Below are 22,921 nucleotides of genomic sequence, written 5' to 3'. Positions count from 1 at the left end.
ACCCCGGCCGAGGTCGACGCACTCCCCGGATCTCGCGCGCCGGACGTGGAGCGGGAGGCTATGCCTGACGAGAGACCAGCAGAACCGCGGGATCGAGACCACCGACGGTGAGCCGGCGCGCGACGTCCGCGAGCCGCAGGTTGTTGCCCCGGGCGTAGCGGCGCAGCAGGTGGAACGCCTCGTTCATGTCCACCCCGGCGTGCTGGGCCAGCACGCCCTTCGCCTGCTCGATGACGACCCGGCTGTTCAGGGCGGTCTGCAGCTGCTCGTTGACGACCTCGCCGCGGCGGATCAACCGCTCGGAGAGGATCCCGATCGTCGCGACGTCCGCGAGCGCCTGGCCCAGCACGAGATCGTCCTCGGGCAGCGGACCGGGCGCGTGGTGGAACAGGTTCAACGCGCCGATCGCCTGCCCGCGCAACCGGAGCGGGAGCGCGTGCACGGACCGGAACGCACCCCTGTTCTCCAGCGCGGCGACGAACGCGGGCCATCGGTCCGCGGCCTCGGCGATGTCGTCGACGCGGACCACGGCCGACCTCCGGTAGCAGTCCAGGCACGGCCCCTCGTCGCTCTGCAGCTGGAGCAGCTCCATCAGCTCGGCGTCCTCGCTCGACGCCGCGACCGCCCGCAGCGCGCCGCGGTTGTCCGCGAGGACCAGCCCGGCCGCTTCGGCGGAGAGCAGGTCCGCGCTGTAGCCCACGAGCCGGTTCAGCAGGTCGATGACGTCGTAGTCGTCGACCATCGTGTCGGCGAGCGCGACGAAGGCCCGGCCGATCCGCCGTTCCCGGTCGCTCAGTTCCGCGTTCACGCCCACTCCCCGTCCCCCTGTGGTTTCAGCCGGTGCCGCATCAGCTCATGTCCTCGGTGAACCGCAGCCTGCGCGCCACGACGTCCCGGGCGATCTCGACGAGCAACCGCTGCTCGGCGAAGGCGTACGCCCTCATTCGCGACAGCGCCACCACACAGTCCACCCCGAGCTGCGCCAGCACCATCCCGGTCGCCTGGTGCACCTCGTCATGGGTACCCGACCCGCCTTCCGGCCATCCGTCCGCGTCCTCCCGACCGGCCGCCTCGGCGGGGACCGTGAGCCTGTCGATGACCAGCAACGCCACGATGTCCACCGCCCGGAGCAGGTCCGCACAGCCCGCCACGGTCAACCCGCCCGGTCGGACCCGGTAGAGATCCAGCACCCCGACGTTCACCGCCCCCCACTGCAACGGCAGTGCGAACAGCGCCCCGACCGTCGCACGTTCCGCCACCGCCGCGGCGAACACCGGCCAGCGCTCGGTCTCCGTGCCGTGGTGCATGTCCGACACCATGACCGGCGCCCCGGACGTCGCGGCTTCGATGCAGACCCCGTCGTTCAGGGAGAACTGCAGCTCCTCGAGCAGGTCCGCCGTCGGGTCCGTCGAGAAGAGGGTCGCGCGGGCGGTCTTCGCCGTGAGGACCGAGACCGCGGCGCCGTCGACGTCCAGCCCGTCGACGCAGGCCCGGCGCAGCCGTTCGGCGAGCGCGCGCTGGTCCGCATCCCGGGACCCGAGCAGGACCGCCCTCGTCACCGCACCCGCCTCAGCCACGGCGGGCCGGGATCCGTGGTGCGGGTGGAACCGTGGTGGGGTCGATCGCGAGGACCATCCCGTCGGCGCAGGTGCGGTGGCACGGAGCGCGACAGGGTCCGGATCGAGCGCCGGGAGAACGCGCTCACCGTACCGCTCCCCCGCCGGATCGTCGGGCCTGCCGGTCGAGCGACTTCGGCGCGACCCGCCCCGGCGCCGAATCAGGGGGCGAGGGCGATCTTCCCGGTGACGGCCCGGTCCGCGTACAGCCGCAACACCTTCCCCGCCTCGACGAGTGGGAAGACCTGCGGCCGCGGCGGGTGCAGCTCCCCCCGGGCGATCCGGCCGAGGACGTCCGCGACGAGCTCGGTGGCCGCGTCCCCGTCCGTGCGGGCCCAGTCCCCCCAGTCCACGCCGACGACCGAGCGGTTCCGCAGCAGCACGATGTTGGCGGGCAGCCGCGGGATCTCCCCCGACGCGAAACCCAGCACGCAGAACCGGCCACCGGTGCCCAGGGCGCGCAGGGCGGACTCGGCCGCGGGCCCGCCGACCGGGTCGACCACGACGTCGGCGCCACCGCCCGTCGCGGCGCGGATGCCGTCCTTGAGGTCCGTGTAGTCGATCGCCGTCTCGGCGCCCGCGGCCAGCGCCGCCTGCCGCTTGTCCTGCGACGACGCCACCGCGACGACCCGGCCGCCGAGGCTCCGCGCGACGTCGACGGCGGCCAGCCCGATCCCGCCGCCCGCCCCGAGGACGACCACCCACTCGCCCTCGCCGATCGCGACCCGGTGGGTCACCGCGAACACCAGCGTCGAATAGCTCTCGATCGCCGTCACCGCGGTCTCGGCGCTCACGCCGTCGGGTAGCGGTACGGCGGTGCTCGCGGGCAGTACGGCGTGCGAGGTGAACCCGCCGAACCCGGTGGCCAGCCCGGCGACGGCGGTGCCGACGGCGGGCGCCGACACGCCCTCGCCGAGCGCGACGACCCGGCCCCCGACCGTGGAGCCCGGGGTGAAGGGCAGCGGCGGGCGCACCTGGTAGAGCCCGCGGACGATCAGCCCGTCGACGAAGCCGACCCCCGCCGCATCGACCTCGACCAGGACCTCGCCGGGCCCCGGGGAGGGCGCCGCCTCCTCGACCACCTCGAGGTCCTCCACGTCGCCGAACGCCCGGCACACCACACGCTGCATGCCCCCACACTCTCCGATCGACCTCCACGGTCACCAGGCCCGACGAGGTGACACCGCCGAGACCCGCGAGTCGGGCCCTGCGTCCGCGCGAGTCGGGCCCTGCGTCCGCGCAAGTCGGGGCATCTCCGTCACCGAGCCGCGCCGGATCCGTGCGATCAGGGGCAGGTGGGTCGATCCGGGGGCGGGGCGGCCCGACCGGACCCGCATGGCCGATGCGCCGGAGCACCGGTGGGAGAACAGTGACGACCAGGTCCCTCGCGGACCCGGCTCGGCCCGCGCCGTCCGGCGCGCCACCGGGCGTGGCACTCCGCCACGTGCACCGAGGAGCTGAGTATGTCGGACAAGTCACCGCGCCAGTCCAGCAGCAAGAAGTCCGGGAAGACCTTGAAACAGAAGCGGGCGGAGAAGAAGTCCGCTGCGGCGGCGTCCGAGAACCCCGTCATCATCCCGGCCCGCCGCCGCGGCAAGTAGTCCGCGGGGCTCAGGGGCAAGTAGTCCGCGGGGCTCAGGACGGTGGTGGGCCGCTGGAGCCCCGCACCTCGAGGCGCGGCGGAACGAGGTGTACCCGCCGCGGTTCGTCCGGCCGTTCGATCCGGGCCAGCAGGGTGCGGGCGGCCAGCAGCCCGACCGTCGGGGCCGCGCCGTCGACGCTGGTCAGCCAGAGGGCCCGCAGCCTGGCGAGGCCGGAGTTGTCGAAGCCGACGAGCGACACCTCCTCCGGCACCCGGACGCCCAGCTCCGCCGCCGCGGACAGCGCTCCCACGCAGGACATGTCGTTGGCCGCGAAGATCGCCGTCGGCGGCTCCGGCCGGGTCAGCAGCCGGACGGCGGCGCGATAGCCGCCCTCCTCGCTCATGTCCCCGGCCTCGACATGGACGTGGTCGCCCAGGCCGAAGTCCCGCATCGCCGTCACGTAGGCGTCCCGGCGCTGCCGGCCCGCGATCCCCGGCAGGCCGGAGATATGGGCGATCCGCCGGTGCCCGAGCTCGACGAGGTGCCGGACCGCCAGCTCGCCGCCGGACTCGTTGTCGTTGGCGACGACGTCGACCTTCGGCAGGTCGATGTCCAGCCCGCCGGCCGCGACGCTGGGGATCCTCGAGGTGACCTCGGCGATCGCCCGGGACATCGGCACGGACCCGGCCAGGATCAGCCCGTCCACCCCGTGCTCGAGGAACGACCAGGTCAGGGTCTCGTCCATCATCCGGTCCACCCGGCCGTCGCCGAGCAGGATGTGCTGCCCCGCCGCATGCAGGACCGGGGTGACGCCGTCGAGCAGGTCCGCGAAATAGGGCTGGCGGATGTCGTTGAGCAGCACCCCGATCGTGCGTGACCGGTTCTCGGCGAGCCGGCGGGCGGCGGCGTTCGGCCGGTAGCCGAGCTCGTCGACGGCCCGCATGACGGCCTCGCGACGGGCGGGACTCACCTTCGGCGAGTTGCGCAGGACGAGGGAGACGAGCGACTTCGACACCCCGGCCCGGGCCGCGACGGTCTCGAGGGTCGGCCGGCCCTGGGCGGGCCCCGCATTCGGTGACGCCACCGGATTCCCGTCTCGCTGGTCGAGTGTTGGAGCGATGCAACGCTAGGGCGGCAGGAGATCGGGTGTCAACGCCGCAGGTCGGTCCCCGTCGGATCCCCGCGCCGTGGCTCCGACGCGGACCGAAGCGCTCCACGTTCGCGTCATGGCTCCATGACGCGAGCGGTGGGGACGGGTCGGCCCGTCTTCGCGGAGCGGCGAAGCGACTCCAGGACCCGGGCCTGGGCGATCGCGTCCTCCCGGCCGAACTCCCGCTCCGCACCGGCGATCACGGCCGCGGCGACGCCGAGCTCGATCCGGTAGGAGTCGGCGGCCGTGCCGACGAGGCCCCACTCCCCCGTCGGGTCGACGGGCAGCCGCTCCGTCACGCCGTCGCGTTCCAGCTCGATGTGGCCGGGCCGGCAGAGCCACGGGTCCGGGATCGTGATCTTCCCGCCGGTCCCGATGATCTCCAGCTCGTCCCGGCGGGGCAGGTCCAGCCCGACGTCGAAGTGCCCGAGCACGCCGTCCGGCAGCGTCAGGACCGCAGCCGTCCGCAGGTCCTCGCCGTCGGGACCGTCCTGGGCCTGCACCGCGTAGACCTGGGACGGCTCCCCGCCGAACAGCCGGATCGCGCTCACGCAGTAGCACCCGAGGTCGTACACCGCGCCGCCGCCGAGGGCCGGCGTGCGCCTGATGTCGTCCGGCTCGACGCTCACGCTCAGCACCGCGCGGATCTCCGCGAGCCTGCCGATCGCACCCTCCGCGACGAGCCGGCGGGCCAGCGACGTCTGCGGGTGGTGGCGGTACATCAGGCCCTCGATGCACACCTTGCCGGCGCGCTCGGCGGCCTCGAAACAGCGGGCCGCGTCCGCCGCCGTCATGGCGAACGGCTTCTCGCACAGGACGTGCTTGCCCGCCTCGAGCGCCCGGACCGTCCAGTCGGTGTGCATCGAGATGGGCAGCGGGACGTAGACGGCGTCGATCTCGTCGCTGTCCAGCAGCTCGTCGTAGGAGCCGAAGGACAGCGGGATGCCCAGCTCGGCGGCGTAGGCCTTGGCGCGCACGCCGTCCCGCGCAGCGACGGCGACGATCTCGGCGTCCGGCGCGCCCGCGGCGGCCGGGACCACGACCCGGCCGATCGCGGACGCGGACAGGATCCCCCACCGGACGGTCACCTCAGCCGCCGACCCGGACCGTGCGGCCGGTGCGCAGGCTCTCGGCCGCCGCGTCCGCGAGGACCAGCGCGGCGCGGCCGTCGGCGAAGTCCGGGGACGGCCGGGCCCCCTTCTCGACCGCGCTCACGAAGTGGTCGAGCTCGGCGCGGTAGGCCGGGCCGTAGCGCTGCAGGAAGAAGTTCAGGACCGGCGCGGCGGACTCGCTGCGCTCCGCCCCGGCGTACCGCACGCTCGTCGGCAGCTGGTTCTGTGCGATCAGCATGCCGGTGCTGCCGAAGGCCTCGAGGCGCTGGTCGTAGCCGTACGCGCACCGACGGCTGTTGGTGATCTGGGCGAGCGCGCCGTCCGCGGAGCGCAGGGTGACGACCGCGCCGTCGATGTCCCCGACCTCCTCGATCTCCGGCGATACCAGGTTCGAGCCCATCGCGTGGACCTCGACGACGTCCCCGAGCAGGAAGAGCGCCATGTCGAAGTCGTGGATCGTCATGTCCCGGAAGAGCCCGCCGGAGGTCGCGACGTAGCCCGCGGGCGGCGGCGCCGGGTCCCGGCTGATGATCACGACCTGCTCGAGCCGGCCGATCTCCCCGGCCGTGACGCGGTCCCGGATCTCGCGGAACGACGGGTCGAAGCGGCGGTTGAAGCCGAGCATGACCAGCGGGTCCGCCGCGCCGATCTCGGCCCAGCAGGCGTCGACGCGCGCGATGTCCAGGTCGATCGGCTTCTCGCAGAGCACCGCCTTGCCGGCGTGGACCGCGCGGGTCAGCAGGTCGACGTGGGTGGGCGTCGGCGAGGCGACGATCACGGCGTCGACGGATCCGTCGGCCAGGACCGCGTCGGCGTCCGTGCTCGCCGCTGCGCCGTACTGCGACGCGACCTCCTTGGCCGCCGTCTCCACCGGGTCGAAGACCCAGGCGAGCTCGGCCCGCGGATGCCCCGCGACCGCCTCGGCATGGACCCGGCCGATCCGGCCGCAGCCGAACAGGGCCACTCGCAGCATGGGAAGCTCCTTCGCACCGGGCCCCGCGAGGCCTCTTAGAACGTTCTAAACGGGAGTGTGGGACCTAGGCCCGAATGCCGTCAAGACCGTCGCTGAGATCGATCCAACCGCTCTCGGATACGGTGGCGCCGGCGGAGGGAGACAGGGTGTCGAACAGCGCCGGCGCGCGGCCCAGGCGCCCCACGCTCAACGACGTCGCGGCACGCGCGGGGGTCTCCCGCGCGCTCGCGTCCCTGGTCATCCGGCGTGCGCCGGGGCCGAGCGAGGGCTCCCGGGCGCGGGTCCTGCAGGCCGCGGACGAGCTGGGCTACCGCCCGGACCCCAGCGCGCAGGTCCTGCGCAGCCACCGCAGCCGGCTGCTCGGCGTGACGCTCACCGTCCACGACACCTTCCACGCGGACCTGGTCGAGGCGATCTACCCGGCCGCCGCAGCGCTCGGCTACGAGGTCCTCCTCACCGCCGTCGCCCCCACCCGCGCGGAGGACGAGGCGATCGACGCGCTCACGGCGTCCCGGTGCGAGGGGCTGATCCTGCTGGGTTCCGTCGCCACGCCCGCGCGGCTGAGCGAGCTCGGCGCGGCCCTCCCGGTCGTCGTCCTCGGCCGCGGCGCGGGCGGCGGGAAGGCGGCCGTGGACACCGTCCGGACCGTCGACGCGGCGGGGCTCGGCCAGGCCGTCGACCATCTCGCCGGGCTCGGACACCGGCGGATCGTGCACGTCGACGCCGGTCGGGACGCCGGAGCGGCGGAGCGGCGCCGCGGGTACCGGGACGCCATGCGCCGTCACGGCCTCGACGACCTCGCCCGGATCGTGCCCGGCCGCTACACCGAACAGGCCGGCGGCGACGCGGCCCGGGCCCTGCTCGCAGAGCCGGAACTGCCGACCGCGATCGTGGCCGCCAACGACCGGTGCGCGGTCGGCATCCTGGACGCCTTCCTGCGCGCCGGCGTCCGGGTGCCGCAGGACGTCTCGGTCGTCGGGTTCGACGACAGCGCACTCGCGCGCCTGCACCACATCGACCTCACGACCGTGCGCCAGGACGCGGCCCGGATGGCGAGCCTCGCCGTCGGCGCCGCCGCCGAGCGCCTCGACGAAGGCCGTACCGGCGCCAGGGACATCACGCTCGATCCCGAGCTCGTCGTCCGCGGCACCACCGCCCCGCCCGTCACGCGCTGACGGGCGACCTGAGCAGGGACTTCAGGGGGACGGCCGGGTCGGCGAGGGCGGCCGGGTCCGGAACCGCGCGGCGGGCGATCAGCATCTCCGCGAGGCGGACGTCCTTGGCCACCGCGTTGCCCGGGCCGACCCCTGCGGCCGCGAGGAGGCGGCCTTGCGCGCCGAGGCCGAACCAGAGCTCGACGCCGTCCGGCCGGAGCCGGACGGCCTCGCCGACCGCGGCGTCGGTCAGCCCGGTGACCTGCAACGACAGGTCGTGCTGGTCCGACCAGAACCAGGGCACCGCGGCGTAGGGCTCCGGGCCGCCGAGCATGCTGCGGGCGGCTGCGGCGCCCTGCTCCTGAGCCGCGCGCCAGGACTCGAGGCGGACGCGGCGGTCGTCGTAGAGCGGGTGCGGGAACGAGCAGCAGTCCCCCGCGGCGAAGACGTCCGGTGCCGAGGTCGCGAGCCGGGCGTCGGCCCGGATCCCGTTCTCGACGGCGAGGCCGGCGCGTTCGGCGAGCGCGGTCTCCGGGACGGAGCCGACCCCGGCCACCACCACGTCGACCTCGACGGCGTCCCCGTCCGCGAGCCCGACCGTGATCCCGGTGCCCGTCGGCGCGAGCCGGCCGACCGCGGTCCCGCAGCGCAGGTCGATCCCGGCCGCGACGTGCCGCGCCGCCAGGACGGCGGCGATCCGGGCCGGTACCGCACGGCCCAGCGGCCGTGGCCCGAGCTCGACGACCGTCACCGGGCACCCCCGCGCCGCCGCCGACGCCGCGAGCTCCAGCCCGATGAACCCACCGCCGATCACGCCGACCCGGGTCCCGGGCACCAGCCGCCGCCGCAGCGCGACGGCGTCGGCGTGCGTCCGCAGGAGGTGCACCGGCGTCCCGTCGAACGGCAGCGGACGCGCCCGCGCGCCCGTCGCCAGGAGCAGCCGTTCGTAGCCCAGCCGGCGGCCGTCGGCGAGCTCGACGTGGTGCGCGCCGGTGTCCAATCCGGCCGCCTCGACGCCGGAGACCAGCTCGATGTCCGCGTCCCGGTAGGCGCCGGCGTCGCGGATGGTGACCGGTCCGGCCGAGTCCGACACCAGGCCCGCCTTGGAGAGCGGCGGCCGCTCGTAGGGCAGCAGCGGCTCCGCGCCGACGAGGGTGACCGGGCCGGTCCAGCCGTTCTCGCGGAGCGCGAACGCGGCACGGACGCCGCACTCCCCCGCCCCGACGACGACCATCCCGGGCGCGGTCACGCGAGCTCGATGTAGACGGTGCCGCCCTCGACCTTCGTCGGATAGGTCCGCAGGTCGACGAGCACCGGGGCGCCCATCGCCTTGCCGCTGGTGTAGTCGAAGCGGCCGTTGTGCTTCGGGCACTCGATGACGCCGCCCATCACCAGGCCGTCGCAGAGCAGCTCACGTTCGTGGGAGCAGTGCCCGGCCGTCGCGTAGTACACGTCGTCCGGGGAGCGGTACACGGCGTAGCTCTCCCCGGCGTGCTCGAAGGGGATCACGTCCTCGGGGTCGACGTCGTCGGTGGCACAGGCGGGGATCCACTGGGGCATCACGGTCTCCGGGAGGTCAGGCGGGGATGAGCGGGAGCGCCCGGCCGTCGTTGACGGTCGACGGCTCGTGGAACGGCCTCGCGCCGGGCGGCAGCTCGCGGCGGACGTAGTACGACTGGTCCTTCAGCTGGCGCAGGACCGCGGGCACGAGCTCCCTGTACGCCGCCCAGATCGACGGGTACGCGGGCGCGAGATCGCCCTTGATCTCCTCGTGCAGCTCCGGCAGGCGGTGGTACGGGACCATCGGGAACATGTGGTGCTCGACGTGGTAGTTCATGTTCGAGTAGAGGAACCGGTTGACCGCGTTCATCCGCACCGTGCGGGTGTTGAGCCGGTGGTCGACGACGTTCTCGCCCAGGCCCGAGTGCTGGGTCAGGCCGTAGACGTAGAGCATGTACCGGCCGTACAGCGCGGGCCCGCCGACCAGGACGACCGGGAGCCAGGAACCGGACACGACCGCCGAGGCGATCACCACGGCGTAGATCGCGAACCAGATCCGGGCGGTGCGGAACACTTTCGGCCGCTCGCTCTCCGGGACGTAGTCCGCCTCCTCGGCGCTGAGCCGGCCCCCGACGTGCAGCACCATCAGCCGCATCGCCACCGGAACGTCGACCAGCCCGACGAAGTTCGCGAGGAGCTTGGCCAGCCGCGCGGGACGCATCGCCTGGATCTCCGGGTCCCGCCCGACGACGAGGGTGTCGGTGTGGTGGCGGGTGTGGCTCCAGCGCGAGGCGGTCGGATCACGCATGACCATGAACGACGCGATCCGGTAGACCGCCTCGTCCATCCAGCGGGTCCGGAACGCGGTGCCGTGCCCGCACTCGTGCCAGCGGGAGTCCGACGCCGAGCCGTAGAGCACCCCGTACGCGGCGAAGAACGGCACGCACCACCAGCTGTCCCGGAGCAGGATCCCGACGCCGGCGAGGACGATCATGAGGCCGAGCCAGAGCGCGGTGTCCCGGACGGCCGGACCGTCGCAGCGGCGCATGAGCTCCTTCATCCGCTTGCGCGGGACGGCGCTGCGGTACCAGTCGGCGCTCGCGAGGCCCGCGTCGACCGCGGCTCGCGAGTCCGGCCCGACGAGGCTGTACCTCTCGAGGCGTTCCCTGCCCATGTCCGGTTCCCTCTCCGCGGTGCGACGTGGCGTCGGACGCGATTGGAGCGCTCCAACCCGGGCAATGGTGACCGCGGGCACAGGCAGGTGTCAACCCCTTCGGGAGGGCGACCGTCGGCCTGCGAGACTGGGACCGTGACCGAGCCCGAGGACACGACCACCGCGCTCCCCCAGACCTGCGTCCGCTGCGGCACCCTCGCGCTGCTGCGGATCGTCGGGCACTGCGGGACCTGCGCCGCGGACATGGGCCTGCGGCACCCCGAGGACTACGCCCGGTGGCGCGCCGAGGTGAAGAAGGAGTTCGGCGTCAAGTAGCCACGCGGCGGACGAACCCAGAACCGCATGCTGTGATCGGCGTCTCGCCGCGCGACCAGGCAAATCGTCGTCCACCGGCGAGTAGAACTTGTCCGCGCCGCCGCGGCACGTCACCCTCGTCGGTGTGAGCGAGAAGATGGTTGAACTCCACCTCGATGACGCGGGCCTGGCGGCGGACCTCCCGCGGCCGGAGACCCCGCAGGACCAGATCCAGGACGTCCCGTTCCGCCCGGTCCAGTTCCGCGACGACGACCTCCCCACGGCACTCGAACGCTCGGCGAAGTGGTTGCGCCGCGCCCAGGAATGGCTCGGCGAGCCCGTCGACGTGATCGCGATCCACCTCGACTACGACGACCGGAAGGGCTCGCCGTACTACGAGGTCAAGCTGCTCTGCAACGACGAGGACCTGGCCGGCGCCCCGCTGGCGATCCGGCAGGCGGGCGCGGCGCCGCAGCAGTGATGGTTCACCGGGCCGTGTAGCCGCCGTCCACCGTGTAGTGGGCACCGGTCACGAACGACGCGGCGGGCGAGACGAGGAACCCGACGACGGCGGCGACCTCGTCCGCCCGCCCGAGCCGCCCCACCGGATGCCGCGCGAGGAGCTCCTCGTGCGCCTCCGGGGTGCGCTCGCCGAGCAGCGGCGTGTCGATGAACCCCGGGCCGACGGCGTTGACCCGGATCCCGGTCTGCGCGTACTCCAGCGCGGTGGTCCTGGTCAGGCCGACGACGGCGTGCTTCGACGCCACGTAGGCCGCCGCCCCGGGCACGGCGACGCTGCCGAGGATCGACGCCATGTTCACGATCGCGCCCTCGCCGGCCGGGCCCATGACGGCCAGCTCGGCGCGCAGGCAGAGGAAGACGCCGTCGAGGTTGACGGCGAGCACCTGCCGCCAGGCGTCGAACTCCGTCTCCCCTGTCGGGACGCCGGAGCCGGTACTGATCCCGGCGTTGTTCACCGCGATGTGCAGGCCGCCGAACTCCGCGACGGCCGCCGCCACCATGGCCGTGACCTGCGCCGGATCGGTGACGTCCGCGACGACGGCGAACCCGCCGATCTCGTCCGAGACCTTCCGCGCGCCGCCCTCGTCCCGGTCCGCGACCACGACCCGGGCCCCGCGGGCGGCGAGCAGCCGCGCGACCGCGGCGCCGATCCCCGATCCCGCGCCGGTCACCAGGGCGACCTTGTTCGTCAGGTCCCCCGAGCCGTCGAGCTCCATCGGGCCCCCTCAGGTCTCGAACCGGTAGCCGGCGCCGTCACGCACGACGTGCCCGGCCGTCGGGTCCGGGAAGTGCGTCCCGAGCACGAGCGTGCCCGAGTCCGCGAACCTCGCCAGGAACTCCTCGCGGGCGGACGTCCCGGCCGCGTGGTCGCAGTCCAGCATCGACGTCCAGTGCGGCCGCGCGATCTGGCACGGGAAGTGCACGAGGTCGCCGGTGATCACCGCGGACTCCCCGCGGGACTCGACGAGCACGCTCACGTGGCCGGGCGTGTGCCCGGGCGTCGGCACCAGCCGGACGTACGGGTCGACCTGGGCATCCGGCTCGACGAGGTCCACCAGGCCCGCCTCGGCGACCGGCGCGATCGAGTCCGCCCAGACCGCCGCGACGTCGGTCATCGCGCGGAGCCAGCCGGGACGGTCGTCGTCCGTGCGGGCGGCCTCGGCCTGCCAGTGCTCGAAGTCCGCGCGCACCATCAGGTGCCTGGCCTGCGGGAACGTCGGCACCCACGCGCCGTCGACGAGCACCGTGTTCCAGCCGACGTGGTCGATGTGCAGGTGCGTGTGGATCACCCGCTGCACGCTCGACGGCGGCCACCCGGTCGCCCCCATCTCGTCGAGGAAGCCGCCCCGCAGACGGCTCCAGTGCGGCACCGCGCGCGGTTTGTCGTTGCCCAGCCCGGTGTCGACGACGATCCGGGTCCGCGGCGTCTCGACCAGGAACGAGTGGATGCTCATCCGCATCCGGCCCTCGGGCGTCACGAAGTCCGGGACCAGCCACGGGAGGTCCGCGAGCTCGTCGGGCTCGATGCCGGCGATCCCGGCCCGGCCCGGCGGGACCTCGTCCTCGAGCTCGACGATCTTGGTGATGGTCACGTCGCCGATCCGCCAGGTACGGGTCACGGGCGGCGGCCCATCATCCCGAGCAGCTCGGCCTGCGGGCCGGAACCGGGCGGGACCACCACCTTCGGCCCGGTGACGCCCATCGCGCGGTATGTCTCCTCCATCGAGCCGAACCACTCCCGGACCGCGGCAGCCACGTCGGCGTCGACCGTCTCGTCCTCACCGAGGGCACGCGCCAGGTCCACGGCGTGCACGAGGTGGTCCGCGGAGAGCTGCATCGCGTACTCCCGGCCCGGATGATCACCGAAGGACAGGTGCACGGTGCGGTCCAGGGCGCCGTCGGAGGTGATCGCGTCCAGCGCGGCGGCCGCGGCCTCGTCGATCGTGCGGACCGGGTCGTCGCCGAGCAGGTCGCCGTCGAACCGGGTGCCGACCTCCTCGATCGTCGCGCCGCCGAACAGCAGCGGGGTCCAGCGCTCCTCGTAGGCGAGGTGGTTGACGAGCGTCCGGACGTCCCAACCCGGTAGCGGGGTCGGATCGGCCCACCGCCCGTCGACGGCGTGCACGCGGGCGCTGAACTCGGCGCTGCACCTGGCGTAGATCTCGCTGACGTCCACGTCACCGAGCATGGTCGACTTTCCCGCGCTTCGGAAGCAGGCCGGCCGGTTCGACGCGGGACGGGCCCGCCCCCGGCAGGGCATGCTGAGCCCATGACCACCTCGGACACCGTCGTCCCGGACCGTCGCAGGGTCCGCGAGTTCGCCCGCCACCTCTTCGGCGTCTACACCAGCGGCGTCCTCACCTTCATGATCGATCTCGGGCACCGGACCGGCCTGTTCGACGCCGCGGCGGCCGGGCCCACCGACTCCGCAGGGCTCGCGGAGCGGGCCGGGCTGCAGGAGCGCTACGTCCGCGAGTGGCTCGGGGCGATGGTCACCGGCGGGATCATGACCTTCGACGCCGGGTCGGGGCAGTACACACTGCCGCCCGAGCACGCCGCGGCCCTGACCGGCGACGGGTCCAAGAACATGGCCCCGATGGCGGCCATGGTCCCGCTGCTGGGCCGCAACCTCGACGGGATCGAGGCCGCCTTCCGCACCGGCGGCGGCGTTCCCTACTCCGCGTTCAGCCCGCACTTCACCGGCGTCATGGACCAGCTGAACCGCCGGCCCCTCGACGAGCTGCTGATCGACGCGTGGCTCCCGCTCGTCCCCGGTCTCGCCGAGCGGCTGGCGGCCGGGGCCCGCGTCGCGGACGTCGGCTGCGGCACCGGGCACGCCCTGGTCCTGCTCGCCGCCGCCTTCCCGGCGTCGACCTTCACCGGCTACGACATCGCGGAGGACGCCCTCGACCGCGCTCGCGCCGAGGCAGCCGCGGCCGGCCTGGAGAACCTCACCTTCGAGGTCACCGACGTCGCCGCGTTCCGCCCGGCCGAACCGTTCGACGTCGTGTTCGCCATCGACGCGGTCCACGACCAGGCCGATCCCGCCGCCGTCCTGCACGGCGTCCACGACGCTCTGGTGCCCGGCGGCACGTTCGTCATGGTGGACATGGCCGCGTCCAGCGATCTGGAGGCGAACGTCGGCAACCCCTTCGCCGCCTGGATCTACTCGATCAGCACTCTGCACTGCATGACCGTCTCCCTCGCCCACGACGGCGCCGGGCTCGGCGCGGCCTGGGGGCGGAGCTCGCGACCCGGATGCTCGGCGACGCCGGGTTCGGCGAGGTCACCGTGCAGCCGGCGCCCGGCCAGGCGCTCAACCTGATCTATTCGACGCAACGGCCGGCCTGAGCCCGAGGAGCCCGCGGGTCTCGCCGATCGTCGCCGGCCGTGTCCCGAGCCGGTCGAGCAGCTCCAGCACGCCCCGCAGCAGGTCGCTGTTCGACGGCACGCCCGGACCGGCGTAGTCCTCCAGCCCGACCCGAAGGTGGCCCCCGCGCCGGACGGCCTGCTCGGCCAGCCCGGACGTGAGCACATCGCCACCCAGCACCGCGACCGACCAGGGCAGGCCCGACGGCTCGAGCAGCTCGAGGTAGGCGTCGAGCGCCTTCTCCGTCGGCGGGAGCCCGAACTCGAGGGCGCCGCCGAAGTACAGCTTGACGATCGCGCCCGCCGGGAGGCGGCCGTGCCGGTGCAGGGTCAGGGCGGTCCGCAGGAACCCCGGTTCGAAGATCGAGATACTGGGCGCGGCGCCGAGCGCGGCCGTGCGGGTGCACATGTACTCGGTGTCCGCGATGCTGTTCTGGTACGGCTCCGGAGCGGCCGCCGTCGGGCACGTCCCGTCGGACAGCAGTCCGACGTTCACCGACCCGGGGTCGACGAGCGTCAGCCCGCCCATCCGCCGCCGCGCCAGCTCCTCGACGTGCGCCCACCGCCGCTCGACCGGGATCCCGCGCGCGCCCGCCGCCATCGTCGGGTAGAGCAGCATGTCCGGATGCCGGTCCAGCACCGGCTGCCAGGCCTGCAGGTAGGGCTCGACGGCGTGCACCCCGTCGTCGGTGAACATCGGCTCGTCGTTGTGGTTGTGCGCGATCGTGGCCCCGAGGTCGATGCACGCGAGCACGTCCTCGGTGATCTCCGCGGGCGTCCGCGGGACGTGCGGGTTGCGGCGGCGTGGCGTTGTGCCGTTGACCGCCACCTCGACGATGACCGGGCCGGGGTTCTGCGTCGCCATGGCGACAGCATGAGGCGTCCCGGGCTCGCGTGCGTGATCAGCCGGTCCCGGTGATCACGGCGAGGAGGGCGCCCGCCCTCTCCCGGAAGCGCTCGACCGCGGCCAGCTTGATGTCCTCGTAGCCGCGCACGAGGTCCGGCAGCCCGGCGAGCTCGACGACCTGCTCCGCGCTCCCGGCGTCGAGGTGCTCCAGCGCGGCGCGCACCAGCCCCTGGTACTCGGCGACGAGCTCGCGCTCGACCCGGCGCACATTCGCGTAGCCGAAGACATCGAGCGGGGTGCCGCGCAGGCCGCGGGCCGCGCGCAGCGCGCGGAAGGTGATCTCCGCGGTCCGCCCCTTCAGCCGGATCTTGCGGTTCATGCCCATCGCGCGCAGCACTGGCGGGTGCAGCATCACCGAGACCGCCGCGTCCGGGCCGAACTCGGCGTCCCGGCGGGCCTTCTCGACCGGGTCCAGGTGCAGCCGGGCGACCTCGTACTCGTCCTTGTAGGCGAGCAGTTTGTGCAGGCCGGCGGCGTACGCGAGGCCGATCCGCTCCCCCGTCGCGGCGTCCGTGCGGTCGGTGGCGATCGCGGTGACCCGCCCGACCTCCGCGGCGTAGCGGCGGGCGAGCGCCTCGTCCTGGAAGCCCGCGAGGTCCGCGACGCGGGTGGCCAGGACCGCCTCCAGCTCCCCGGCGGCGCCCGTGGCGCGCGCGATCTGCGCGGCGGCGGCGCCGACCTCGACGGTCGCGCGGGCCGGGGGCGTGACAGCAGCGAGGACGGCCTCGGCGTCGATCGCTGCGGCGCGGCCCCAGCGGAACGCGGCGAGGGTCTTCTCGACCGCGGCGCCGTTGAGCCGGATCGCCTCCTCGATGGCCTCGGCGGCGATCGGGACGACGCCGTGCTGGTAGGCGGCCCCGACCAGCAGCATGTTCGTGGGCATGTGGTCGCCGAAGAGGGCCTCGGCCAGGCGCTGCGCGTCGAGGTAGAGGTTGTCCTCGCGGCGGGTCACGGTCTCGATCCGCTCCAGCGAGTCGACCGGTGAACCCGGCAGGACGACCCGGTTGGTCACCATGGCGGCGGTGGGCACGATCGCGGTGTTGACGACGGCGACGGTGTGTCCGGGCCGGGCGACGGCGAGGTTCGACGGGTCCGCAGCGCCGAGCAGGTCGAAGCCGACGAGCACGTCGGCGGTGGCCCGGGAGGCGCGCAGCGAGCCGGTGACCGGCACCTTCGCGATCCGGATGTCGGAGACGACGGGGCCGCCCTTCTGCGCGAGACCGGTCTGCTCCAGCCCGGCGGCGAACAGGCCGTCGAGGTGCGCGGCCATCTGCAGGACCTGCGAGATCGTGACGACGCCGGTGCCGCCGATGCCGGGCATCCGCAGCAGTGTCGTGTCCCCCACCAGCCGTGGCGCGGGCTCGACGAGCTCCACCGGGAGCGCCGGGACCTCACGGCGGGCCCGCGTTCCCGGTTCGACCAGCAGGAACGACGGACAGTCGCCCTTGAGGCAGGAGAGGTCCGAGTTGCAGGACGCCTGGTGGATCCTGGTCTTGCGGCCGAACTCCGTCTGATGAGGCTGCACGGACAGGCACGTCGACTTGTCGCCGCAGTCCCCGCACCCCTCGCACACCCGCTCGTTGATCACGACCTTCTCCGCCGGGGTGGGCAGCTGGCCGCGCTTACGCAGCCGGCGCTGCTCCGCGGCGCACCGGTCGTCGTGGATCAGGACGGTGACGCCGTCAACGGCCGTCAGCTCGGCCTCGGCCTCCGCGAACTCGTCGCGGTGCCGGACCGACGCGATCGGGTCCAGCGTGACGCCGCGGTACTTCGCCGGGTCGTCCGTGGTGATCGCGATCCGCCGCACGCCCTCGGTGGCGAGCAGCCGGGTGATCTCCGGGACCGACAGCCTGCCGACGGCCTGCTGCCCGCCCGTCATCGCCACGGCGTCGTTGTAGAGCAGCTTGTAGGTCATCGTGACCCCGGCGGCGACGGCCGCGCGGATCGCGAGGGAGCCGGAGTGGTGGAACGTGCCGTCGCCGAGGTTCTGGACCAGGTGACGGTCATCGGTGAAGGGGGCCAGGCCGATCCACTGGGCGCCCTCGCCGCCCATCTGCGTCAGGCCGACCTGGCTGCCGCGGCCCTCGCCGTCGAGCGCGACCATGGCGTGACAGCCGATCCCGACGCCGACGAGCGTGTCGTCCGAGGCCCGGGTGGAGGTGTTGTGCGGGCAGCCGGAGCAGAAGTAGGGGGTCCGCGCGCCGCTCGTGGCCACCGGAAGCGCGATTCGGGAGGGCTTGGCGGGCTCGATCGCGGACAGGTGGACCGCGGCGGTGCGCGGGAGCCTGTCCGGTCCGATCCGCGCGGCGAGGGCACGGGCCACGTCCTCCGCGCCGAGCTGGCCGCGGGCCGTGAGCAGCGGACGTCCCGTCTCGTCCCGGCGGCCGACGACGTTCGGGGCGCCCGGGCGCCGGTAGAGCGCCTCCTTGAGGTGACCCTCCAGGAACGGCACCTTGTCCTCGACGACGAGGCACTCGTCGAGGTCACCGGTCATCTCCGCGAGCTGCCCGCCGTCGAGCGGGAAGGGCATGTCCAGCTTGATCAGCCGCAGGCCGAGGGCCTCCATCGCGCCCTCGTCCAGGCCGAGGTCCTCACAGGCCCGCTGGACGACCGCGTAACCGGTGCCCGACGCGAGGACGCCGATGCGGGCGCGGCGCGCGGAGAAGGCGATCCGGTTGAGCCCGGTCTCCCGCGCGTACCGCCGGGCGAGGTCGAGGCGGCGCGTCAGCATGTCGTGCTCCGCGTCGAGCGCGGCCGGTCCGAGCAGCGCGGACACCGTCGGGCGGGGTGTCGACGGCGGCTGCGGAACACCCCGGCCCAGCGCGGTGACGTCGATCGTGGCGGACGCGTCGGCGATGTCCGCGATGATCTTGAGGCCGGTCCAGAGCCCGGTCGCCCGGGACAGCGCGACCGCGTGCAGGCCGAGCGAGAGGATCTCCGGGACCGTGCCGGGGGCGAGCAACGGCATGGCGAGGCTCTGCGCCATCGGCTCGCACGAGCTGGGGACGGTGGAGGACTTGCTCGCCGGGTCGTCGCCGATCCAGGCGACCGCGCCGCCGAGCGTCGCCGTCCCCGCGAGATTGCCGTGCCGGATGGCGTCCGCGGCCCGGTCCAGGCCGGGGTTCTTGCCGTACCAGAAGCCGGTGACGCCGTCGTGCCGCCGGCCGGGGACGCGGCCGAGCAGCTGGGTCCCGGCGACGGCGGTGGCGGCGAGCTCCTCGTTGACGCCGGGCTGGAAGACGACGCCGGCCGGGTCCAGGAACGCCGCGGCGCGCGCCATCTCCATGTCCACGCCACCCAGCGGCGAGCCCTGGTACCCGGAGACGAAGACGCCCGTGTCCAGGCCGCGGGACGCGTCGAGGCGGCGCTGCTCGAGCGTCAGCCGCACGAGGGCCTGGATCCCCGAGATCAGGACCCGGCCGGACTCGGCGGCGTACTTGTCGTCGAGGGACACGGAAGTCGTGGTGGCGGTCACGTGGGGAATCAGAACGGAACCGGCAGGCCCGGCACAAGCAAGTCGCCGGTCCTCGGCCTTCGCACGCAAAGTCCTGCTCCGTAGTCTGGTCTCGAGGAGAGGAGTTTGCGTGGGCGAGGTCGACGAGACGGACCATCGGTTGCTGGCGCTGCTGCACGAGGACGGACGCCGGACCTACTCGGAGATGGCCGGCGTCGTCGGGCTGTCGGTCGCGGCCGTGAAGCGGCGGGTGGACCGGCTCCGCGAGATCGGCGTGATCACGGGGTTCACCGTGCAGGTGGACCACGCCAAGCTCGGCTGGGGCGTCGAGGCGTTCACCGAGCTGCGCTACGCCGGGCGGACCGGCGTCGGCGAGATCGTCGCGACGGCGTCGACGGTGCCCGAGGTGCAGGCGATCTACACGATCGCCGGGGACCCGGACGCGCTCGTGCACGTCCGGGTCCGGGACATCCCGCACCTGCAGACGGTGATCGACACCCTGCGCCGCGCCGGGACCGTCACGGGGACGAAGACGCTGATGGTGCTGGGGTCCTGGACCCGGGAGAACTGAGAACCCCGCGCCCGCGGCCGCGCCGTCCGCGCGAAGGGGCCCGGCGCGGCCGGCGACTCAGGACCGGTTCGCTGCCGACTGCTCGAGCAGGCCGCGGCCCAGGGCGTAGGCCTCCCGCAGATCCGGCCCCTCGTAGACGACGGCGCACCGGTCCCGCAGGACGGGCGCCGGGTTGACGCCGACGGTGTGCCGCAAGCGGTCGAAGAGCAGCACGTCGGACGTCGAGTCCCCGTAGGCGACGCAGTCGGACTCGGCGACGCCCAGCTCGTCGAGCAGTCGGAGGGTGATGTCGACCTTGTGCTGCACCGTCAGCAGCAGGTCTTCGCCCGACCGCCCGCCGGGCACGACGCCGGCGCCGAAGGTGTGGTGCGCTCCCCAGCCCTCGAGCCGCCGCACGAAGAAGTGCGGGGACTGGGAGATCACCGCGCTGTGCTCGCCACGGGCGGCGATGTCCGCGAAGACCTCGCGGACGCCGTCGATCCACGCCGCGGCCGCGAAGGCCTCGTCCAGCTCGGTCTCGGTGGCGTCGGCCCACAGCGGCCGCACGCTGTCCCAGAAGTCGACGTCGCTGATCTCCTTGCGCAGCCACGCCTGCTCGACGGCGTTCGCGGCGTCGAAGGAACCCAGATAACGGGACAGCTCGACCGTCGCGGCTCCGCGGAGCAGGGTCCCGTCCATGTCGAACACGTGCAGCTGCGTCACGGCTCTCCTCGCCTCGTCGTGCACCGGGCCGACGCCCGCCGCGGCCGGGGGTGCCGCGGCGGGCGCCGGTGAATCAGGGCCGGCTCACGCGGAGACGGCCATCTCCGACGACACGGTCCGCATCGGACCGACGACGTCGATGTAGTACGACTCCGGAACCTCGGCCTCGCTGTTCGCGATCACCTCGGTGAAGTCCCACTTCTTGAGCAGCTTGCCGTTGCGGAACACCGGCTGCAGCACGTTCTCGGATTCCGGGATCGAGCCCTTCGGGACCGTCGTGTAGACGCCGTCGGAGTGCTTGAGCGCGAGCCGGCCCTTCTTGGACGCCTTGAACGCCGCGCCCGTCGGGTTCTTGGCGATGTCCCGCCACTCCCCGTTCACGCAGACCGCGCTGGCCTTCTGGCCGAAGTTGTTCGTGTCCCGGTTCCAGTGCTGCAGGAGCCCGCCGCCCATGCCGAACACCGCGTTCTCCGCGGACATGCCGCGCCGCTCGAGCTCCATGTAGATCTCGCGCAGGCTGTCGAACGTGACGCCGTCGCCCTGCACCGTCCGGACGAACGGCGGCAGCACCTTGTAGCCCTTGGAGTTGACCTCGAAGCCGAACGCGTCCATCAGCCACTGGGTGGTGTCCGCGGTGACCTGCACCGGGTCCCCCGAGTCCGGGCGGACGCCGACCAGGCCCGGGAAGTTCCGGACCATGTCCTTGCAGCCCCGCCCAGGATGTTCTTCACGCAGTTCTCGTGGTCGTAGGTGTCCGTGAGGACCAGCGCGCAGCCCTCGGGCGCGAACGTCTCCAGCATGTTCCGGATCGCGCCGACCTCGTCGTCCGCACCCCAGGCGCAGAAGCCCGCGTGCTCGGAGTTCGGGCCGGAGTTCGAGACCTTGCCGGCGTTGTAGTAGCGCTTCGCGGCGAGGATGCCGGGGACCGTGTCCGACTGGTCGAAGTTGACGAGGTGGGCGAGCCCGCCGAGCGCCGCGGACTGCTGGGAGCTGACGCCGCGGGCGCCGTAGTCGTGGAGCATGAAGCGCAGCAGCTCCGGGTGGTCCGACGTGCGGGCCAGCGCCTCCCGGATGACCTGCTTGGACAGCCAGCTCACCGTGCCGATCGTCGTCGGGTACCAGACGGCGCGCAGCAGGGCGGTCTCGAAGAAGCTCGTGGCCCAGAAGTACTTCGGGTCCGTGTTGACCACCTGGACCAGCACGTTGCGCGAGGGTACGACGATCCCCTCGGGGACGGCCTCGATCTCCACCGGCAGGAAGCCGCCGTGGTCGTTGAGGATGCCCAGCCAGTTCTCCCGGTTGAAGTGCATCCCCTGCTCGCGGACGACGAACTCGGCCTCGTCGATGTCCTCGAGGGTGATCGGCTTCATCAGCTTCTCGCGCAGGTAGGCCTGCAGCCCGACGAACATCGTGACCGGGAACCTGCCCCCGCGCGACTCGATGTAGCTCGAGACGTACTCGGTGCCCTTCGGGTACAGCGGGTAGTGACAGTGCTTGTAGTTGTCCGTGTCGATGATCAGGTTGTCGAGATACCCCATCGGAGAGAACCCGCCCTTGTTCTGGAGAGAGTCGTTTCTGTTCCCGGAGACACGCTCGTCGGGGCCTGTTCGTACATCGACCCTGACCCGTGCCGGTGTGCACCGGAACCACCATGGCGCACCGCGTCGGCGCGGACCAGACATCGCAGGGGACACTAACATGATCGTAACGTTTCTACTATGGACGCAACTCTGCTGAACAGCGCAAACACGGTTGCACGAGCACCCTGAGCCAAAGTGGGAATGGACTGTGGAATCGACTATGTCGATACTCCGGCCGGCGGGGCCACCGAGTCCCGCAGCTGCACCGTCGCCGGGAGCAGCCCGATCGACCCGGTGTCGGAGTTCTCCAGCAGGTCGAACAGGGCCGTCGCGGCGCGGAAGCCCATGTCGTGCGCGGGCTGCCGCACGCTCGTCAGCCGCGGGGTGAGCAGTGCCGAGAGCGGCAGATCGTCGAACCCGACGACACTGACGTCCTCCGGCACCCGCAGCCCGGTCGCCTTGCAGTGCTCGATCACACCGATCGCCATCATGTCGTTCGCGCAGAGCAACGCCGTGGGCCGCTCGTCCGCCGGTCCGGCCAGGGCCTCGGCCGCGAGCGCCGCACCCGAGGCCTGCCGGTAGTCCCCCGCGTAGACGGGCACGGAGTCCGGGTCGATCCCGGCCCCGGCGCAGGCCTCCCGGTAGCCCGCGAGCCGCTGCTGCGCGGTCCAGAGCGCCGGCGGCCCGCCGATCACGGCGATCCGCCGGTGCCCCTGCGCGAGGACGTGCGCGGCGACCTCGCGGGCCCCCTTGCGGGAGTCGCAGACCACGGCCGGGAGCTCGAGGCCGGGAATCTGCTCGTCGACCAGGACCACCGGCCCCGACCGCGCCAGCTTGTAGATCGACGCCGGCATCGAGCCGGTGCCGGACAGGTAGATCACGCCGTCCACCCGCTGGCTGCGGAGCAGCTTCGCCTGCTTCTCCTCCGGCTGCTCGGCAGCCTCCGGCATCACGAGGACCACGAGGACGTCCCGCGCCGACGCCGCCCGCTGCACGCCCTCCGCCACCATCGCGAAGAACTGGTTGGTCAGCTCGGGCACGACCATCCCGATCGTCGACGCCGAGCGGCGCTTGAGGTTGCGCGCGGACTCGTTCGGCGAGTACTCGAGCACGCGGACCGCGTCCAGGACGCGGTTGCGGCGCTCCGGGGCGACCGGACCGCTGTCGTTGAGCACATAGCTCACGGTGCTGACGGACACGCGCGCGTGTTCCGCGACGTCCTTCATGGTGGGCCGACGACGGAGCGTCAACTCAAGGGCC

General features: G+C 73.1%; 24 protein-coding genes. 6 read left to right on the top strand and 18 right to left on the bottom strand.

The genetic code is table 11. The features are described from left to right. Positions 1 to 58 precede the first annotated feature (58 nt). The 3 genes from WBK50_RS11795 to WBK50_RS11785 form a co-directional block, all read right to left on the bottom strand. Positions 59 to 808, bottom strand: coding sequence for a GAF and ANTAR domain-containing protein (locus WBK50_RS11795; RefSeq protein ID WP_341335640.1), 750 nt, complete (start codon positions 806 to 808; stop codon positions 59 to 61). Between the two features lie 40 nt (positions 809 to 848). Continuing rightward, positions 849 to 1,559: a GAF domain-containing protein gene (locus tag WBK50_RS11790; RefSeq protein WP_341335639.1), complete on the bottom strand. Its 711-nt coding sequence runs from the start codon at positions 1,557 to 1,559 to the stop codon at positions 849 to 851. Between the two features lie 218 nt (positions 1,560 to 1,777). Beyond that, the gene (locus WBK50_RS11785) at positions 1,778 to 2,746 is read right to left on the bottom strand and encodes an NADPH:quinone oxidoreductase family protein (protein WP_341335638.1); all 969 of its coding nucleotides are present in this window, start codon (positions 2,744 to 2,746) and stop codon (positions 1,778 to 1,780) included. A 333-nt stretch (positions 2,747 to 3,079) separates the two neighbouring features. On the opposite strand from WBK50_RS11785, the gene WBK50_RS11780 reads away from it, so the two are divergent. Then, entirely contained in the window at positions 3,080 to 3,217 is a 138-nt protein-coding gene (locus WBK50_RS11780) for a hypothetical protein (protein WP_341335637.1), read from the top strand. 34 nt (positions 3,218 to 3,251) lie between these two features. On the opposite strand, the gene WBK50_RS11775 is transcribed toward WBK50_RS11780, so the two are convergent. From WBK50_RS11775 to iolG, 3 genes are all read right to left on the bottom strand, one after another. Further along, positions 3,252 to 4,283 (bottom strand): LacI family DNA-binding transcriptional regulator, encoded by a 1,032-nt coding sequence (locus tag WBK50_RS11775; RefSeq protein WP_341335636.1) that lies wholly within the window; start codon positions 4,281 to 4,283, stop codon positions 3,252 to 3,254. Between the two features lie 140 nt (positions 4,284 to 4,423). Beyond that, positions 4,424 to 5,437 (bottom strand): Gfo/Idh/MocA family protein, encoded by a 1,014-nt coding sequence (locus WBK50_RS11770; RefSeq protein WP_341335635.1) that lies wholly within the window; start codon positions 5,435 to 5,437, stop codon positions 4,424 to 4,426. Between the two features lies 1 nt (position 5,438). Then, complete coding sequence (gene iolG, locus WBK50_RS11765; RefSeq protein WP_341335634.1) at positions 5,439 to 6,434, bottom strand: inositol 2-dehydrogenase; 996 nt, start codon at positions 6,432 to 6,434, stop codon at positions 5,439 to 5,441. A gap of 146 nt (positions 6,435 to 6,580) precedes the next feature. On the opposite strand from iolG, the gene WBK50_RS11760 reads away from it, so the two are divergent. Beyond that, positions 6,581 to 7,609, top strand: a complete 1,029-nt coding sequence (locus WBK50_RS11760; RefSeq protein WP_341335633.1) for a LacI family DNA-binding transcriptional regulator — start codon at positions 6,581 to 6,583, stop codon at positions 7,607 to 7,609. On the opposite strand, the gene WBK50_RS11755 is transcribed toward WBK50_RS11760, so the two are convergent. The 3 genes from WBK50_RS11755 to WBK50_RS11745 are packed head-to-tail and all read right to left on the bottom strand — an operon-like array spanning position 7,599 to position 10,262. Then, positions 7,599 to 8,837, bottom strand: a complete 1,239-nt coding sequence (locus tag WBK50_RS11755; RefSeq protein ID WP_341335632.1) for an NAD(P)/FAD-dependent oxidoreductase — start codon at positions 8,835 to 8,837, stop codon at positions 7,599 to 7,601. The two genes, WBK50_RS11760 and WBK50_RS11755, sit on opposite strands and share 11 nt — an antisense overlap. Beyond that, complete coding sequence (locus WBK50_RS11750) at positions 8,834 to 9,148, bottom strand: MocE family 2Fe-2S type ferredoxin (RefSeq protein WP_341335631.1); 315 nt, start codon at positions 9,146 to 9,148, stop codon at positions 8,834 to 8,836. The genes WBK50_RS11755 and WBK50_RS11750 overlap by 4 nt, the downstream gene beginning before the upstream one ends. A 16-nt stretch (positions 9,149 to 9,164) precedes the next feature. Next, a complete protein-coding gene (locus WBK50_RS11745) occupies positions 9,165 to 10,262 on the bottom strand; it encodes a fatty acid desaturase family protein (protein WP_341335630.1) in 1,098 nt (365 codons plus the stop codon). A 135-nt stretch (positions 10,263 to 10,397) separates the two neighbouring features. On the opposite strand from WBK50_RS11745, the gene WBK50_RS11740 reads away from it, so the two are divergent. Beyond that, the gene (locus tag WBK50_RS11740) at positions 10,398 to 10,577 is read left to right on the top strand and encodes a hypothetical protein (protein ID WP_341335629.1); all 180 of its coding nucleotides are present in this window, start codon (positions 10,398 to 10,400) and stop codon (positions 10,575 to 10,577) included. A 136-nt stretch (positions 10,578 to 10,713) separates the two neighbouring features. Then, the gene (locus tag WBK50_RS11735; protein WP_445942349.1) at positions 10,714 to 11,037 is read left to right on the top strand and encodes a hypothetical protein; all 324 of its coding nucleotides are present in this window, start codon (positions 10,714 to 10,716) and stop codon (positions 11,035 to 11,037) included. A 4-nt stretch (positions 11,038 to 11,041) separates the two neighbouring features. Here the strand turns inward: WBK50_RS11735 and WBK50_RS11730 are convergent, their stop codons facing one another. Genes WBK50_RS11730 through WBK50_RS11720 form a run of 3 tightly spaced genes read right to left on the bottom strand, consistent with a single transcriptional unit; the run spans position 11,042 to position 13,254 of the window. Continuing rightward, positions 11,042 to 11,794 (bottom strand): SDR family NAD(P)-dependent oxidoreductase, encoded by a 753-nt coding sequence (locus WBK50_RS11730; RefSeq protein WP_341335627.1) that lies wholly within the window; start codon positions 11,792 to 11,794, stop codon positions 11,042 to 11,044. A gap of 9 nt (positions 11,795 to 11,803) precedes the next feature. Beyond that, the gene (locus WBK50_RS11725; protein WP_341335626.1) at positions 11,804 to 12,670 is read right to left on the bottom strand and encodes an MBL fold metallo-hydrolase; all 867 of its coding nucleotides are present in this window, start codon (positions 12,668 to 12,670) and stop codon (positions 11,804 to 11,806) included. Between the two features lie 23 nt (positions 12,671 to 12,693). Next, entirely contained in the window at positions 12,694 to 13,254 is a 561-nt protein-coding gene (locus WBK50_RS11720; protein ID WP_341335625.1) for a TIGR03086 family metal-binding protein, read from the bottom strand. Positions 13,255 to 13,347: 93 nt separating this feature from the next. Between WBK50_RS11720 and WBK50_RS11715 the strand changes: the two genes are divergently transcribed. Next, entirely contained in the window at positions 13,348 to 14,403 is a 1,056-nt protein-coding gene (locus WBK50_RS11715) for a class I SAM-dependent methyltransferase (RefSeq protein ID WP_341335624.1), read from the top strand. Here WBK50_RS11715 and WBK50_RS11710 read toward each other — a convergent pair. Together WBK50_RS11710 and WBK50_RS11705 are read right to left on the bottom strand one after the other, a co-directional pair. Further along, positions 14,395 to 15,312 carry a 3-keto-5-aminohexanoate cleavage protein gene (locus tag WBK50_RS11710; protein WP_341335623.1) on the bottom strand — a complete coding sequence of 306 codons (918 nt, stop codon included), beginning with the start codon at positions 15,310 to 15,312 and terminating at the stop codon, positions 14,395 to 14,397. The two genes, WBK50_RS11715 and WBK50_RS11710, sit on opposite strands and share 9 nt — an antisense overlap. A 37-nt stretch (positions 15,313 to 15,349) precedes the next feature. Further along, complete coding sequence (locus WBK50_RS11705) at positions 15,350 to 18,829, bottom strand: indolepyruvate ferredoxin oxidoreductase family protein (protein ID WP_341335622.1); 3,480 nt, start codon at positions 18,827 to 18,829, stop codon at positions 15,350 to 15,352. Positions 18,830 to 18,938: 109 nt separating this feature from the next. Between WBK50_RS11705 and WBK50_RS11700 the strand changes: the two genes are divergently transcribed. Further along, positions 18,939 to 19,379: an Lrp/AsnC family transcriptional regulator gene (locus tag WBK50_RS11700; protein ID WP_341335621.1), complete on the top strand. Its 441-nt coding sequence runs from the start codon at positions 18,939 to 18,941 to the stop codon at positions 19,377 to 19,379. Positions 19,380 to 19,436: 57 nt separating this feature from the next. On the opposite strand, the gene WBK50_RS11695 is transcribed toward WBK50_RS11700, so the two are convergent. From WBK50_RS11695 to WBK50_RS11680, 4 genes are all read right to left on the bottom strand, one after another. Further along, positions 19,437 to 20,081 carry an HAD family hydrolase gene (locus WBK50_RS11695; RefSeq protein ID WP_341335620.1) on the bottom strand — a complete coding sequence of 215 codons (645 nt, stop codon included), beginning with the start codon at positions 20,079 to 20,081 and terminating at the stop codon, positions 19,437 to 19,439. Between the two features lie 84 nt (positions 20,082 to 20,165). Beyond that, positions 20,166 to 20,780 (bottom strand): hypothetical protein, encoded by a 615-nt coding sequence (locus WBK50_RS11690; protein ID WP_341335619.1) that lies wholly within the window; start codon positions 20,778 to 20,780, stop codon positions 20,166 to 20,168. Continuing rightward, on the bottom strand, positions 20,693 to 21,619 hold the full coding sequence (locus tag WBK50_RS11685; protein WP_341335618.1) for a nicotinamide phosphoribosyltransferase domain-containing protein: 927 nt from the start codon (positions 21,617 to 21,619) through the stop codon (positions 20,693 to 20,695). The genes WBK50_RS11690 and WBK50_RS11685 overlap by 88 nt, the downstream gene beginning before the upstream one ends. A 260-nt stretch (positions 21,620 to 21,879) precedes the next feature. Beyond that, positions 21,880 to 22,911 (bottom strand): LacI family DNA-binding transcriptional regulator, encoded by a 1,032-nt coding sequence (locus tag WBK50_RS11680; protein ID WP_341335617.1) that lies wholly within the window; start codon positions 22,909 to 22,911, stop codon positions 21,880 to 21,882. Between the last annotated feature and the right edge of the window lie 10 nt (positions 22,912 to 22,921).

The organism is Pseudonocardia sp. T1-2H (assembly GCF_038039215.1).
In the GTDB taxonomy this organism is placed as follows: Bacteria; Actinomycetota; Actinomycetes; order Mycobacteriales; family Pseudonocardiaceae; genus Pseudonocardia.
This window is presented reverse-complemented; position numbering and strand designations above follow the sequence as displayed.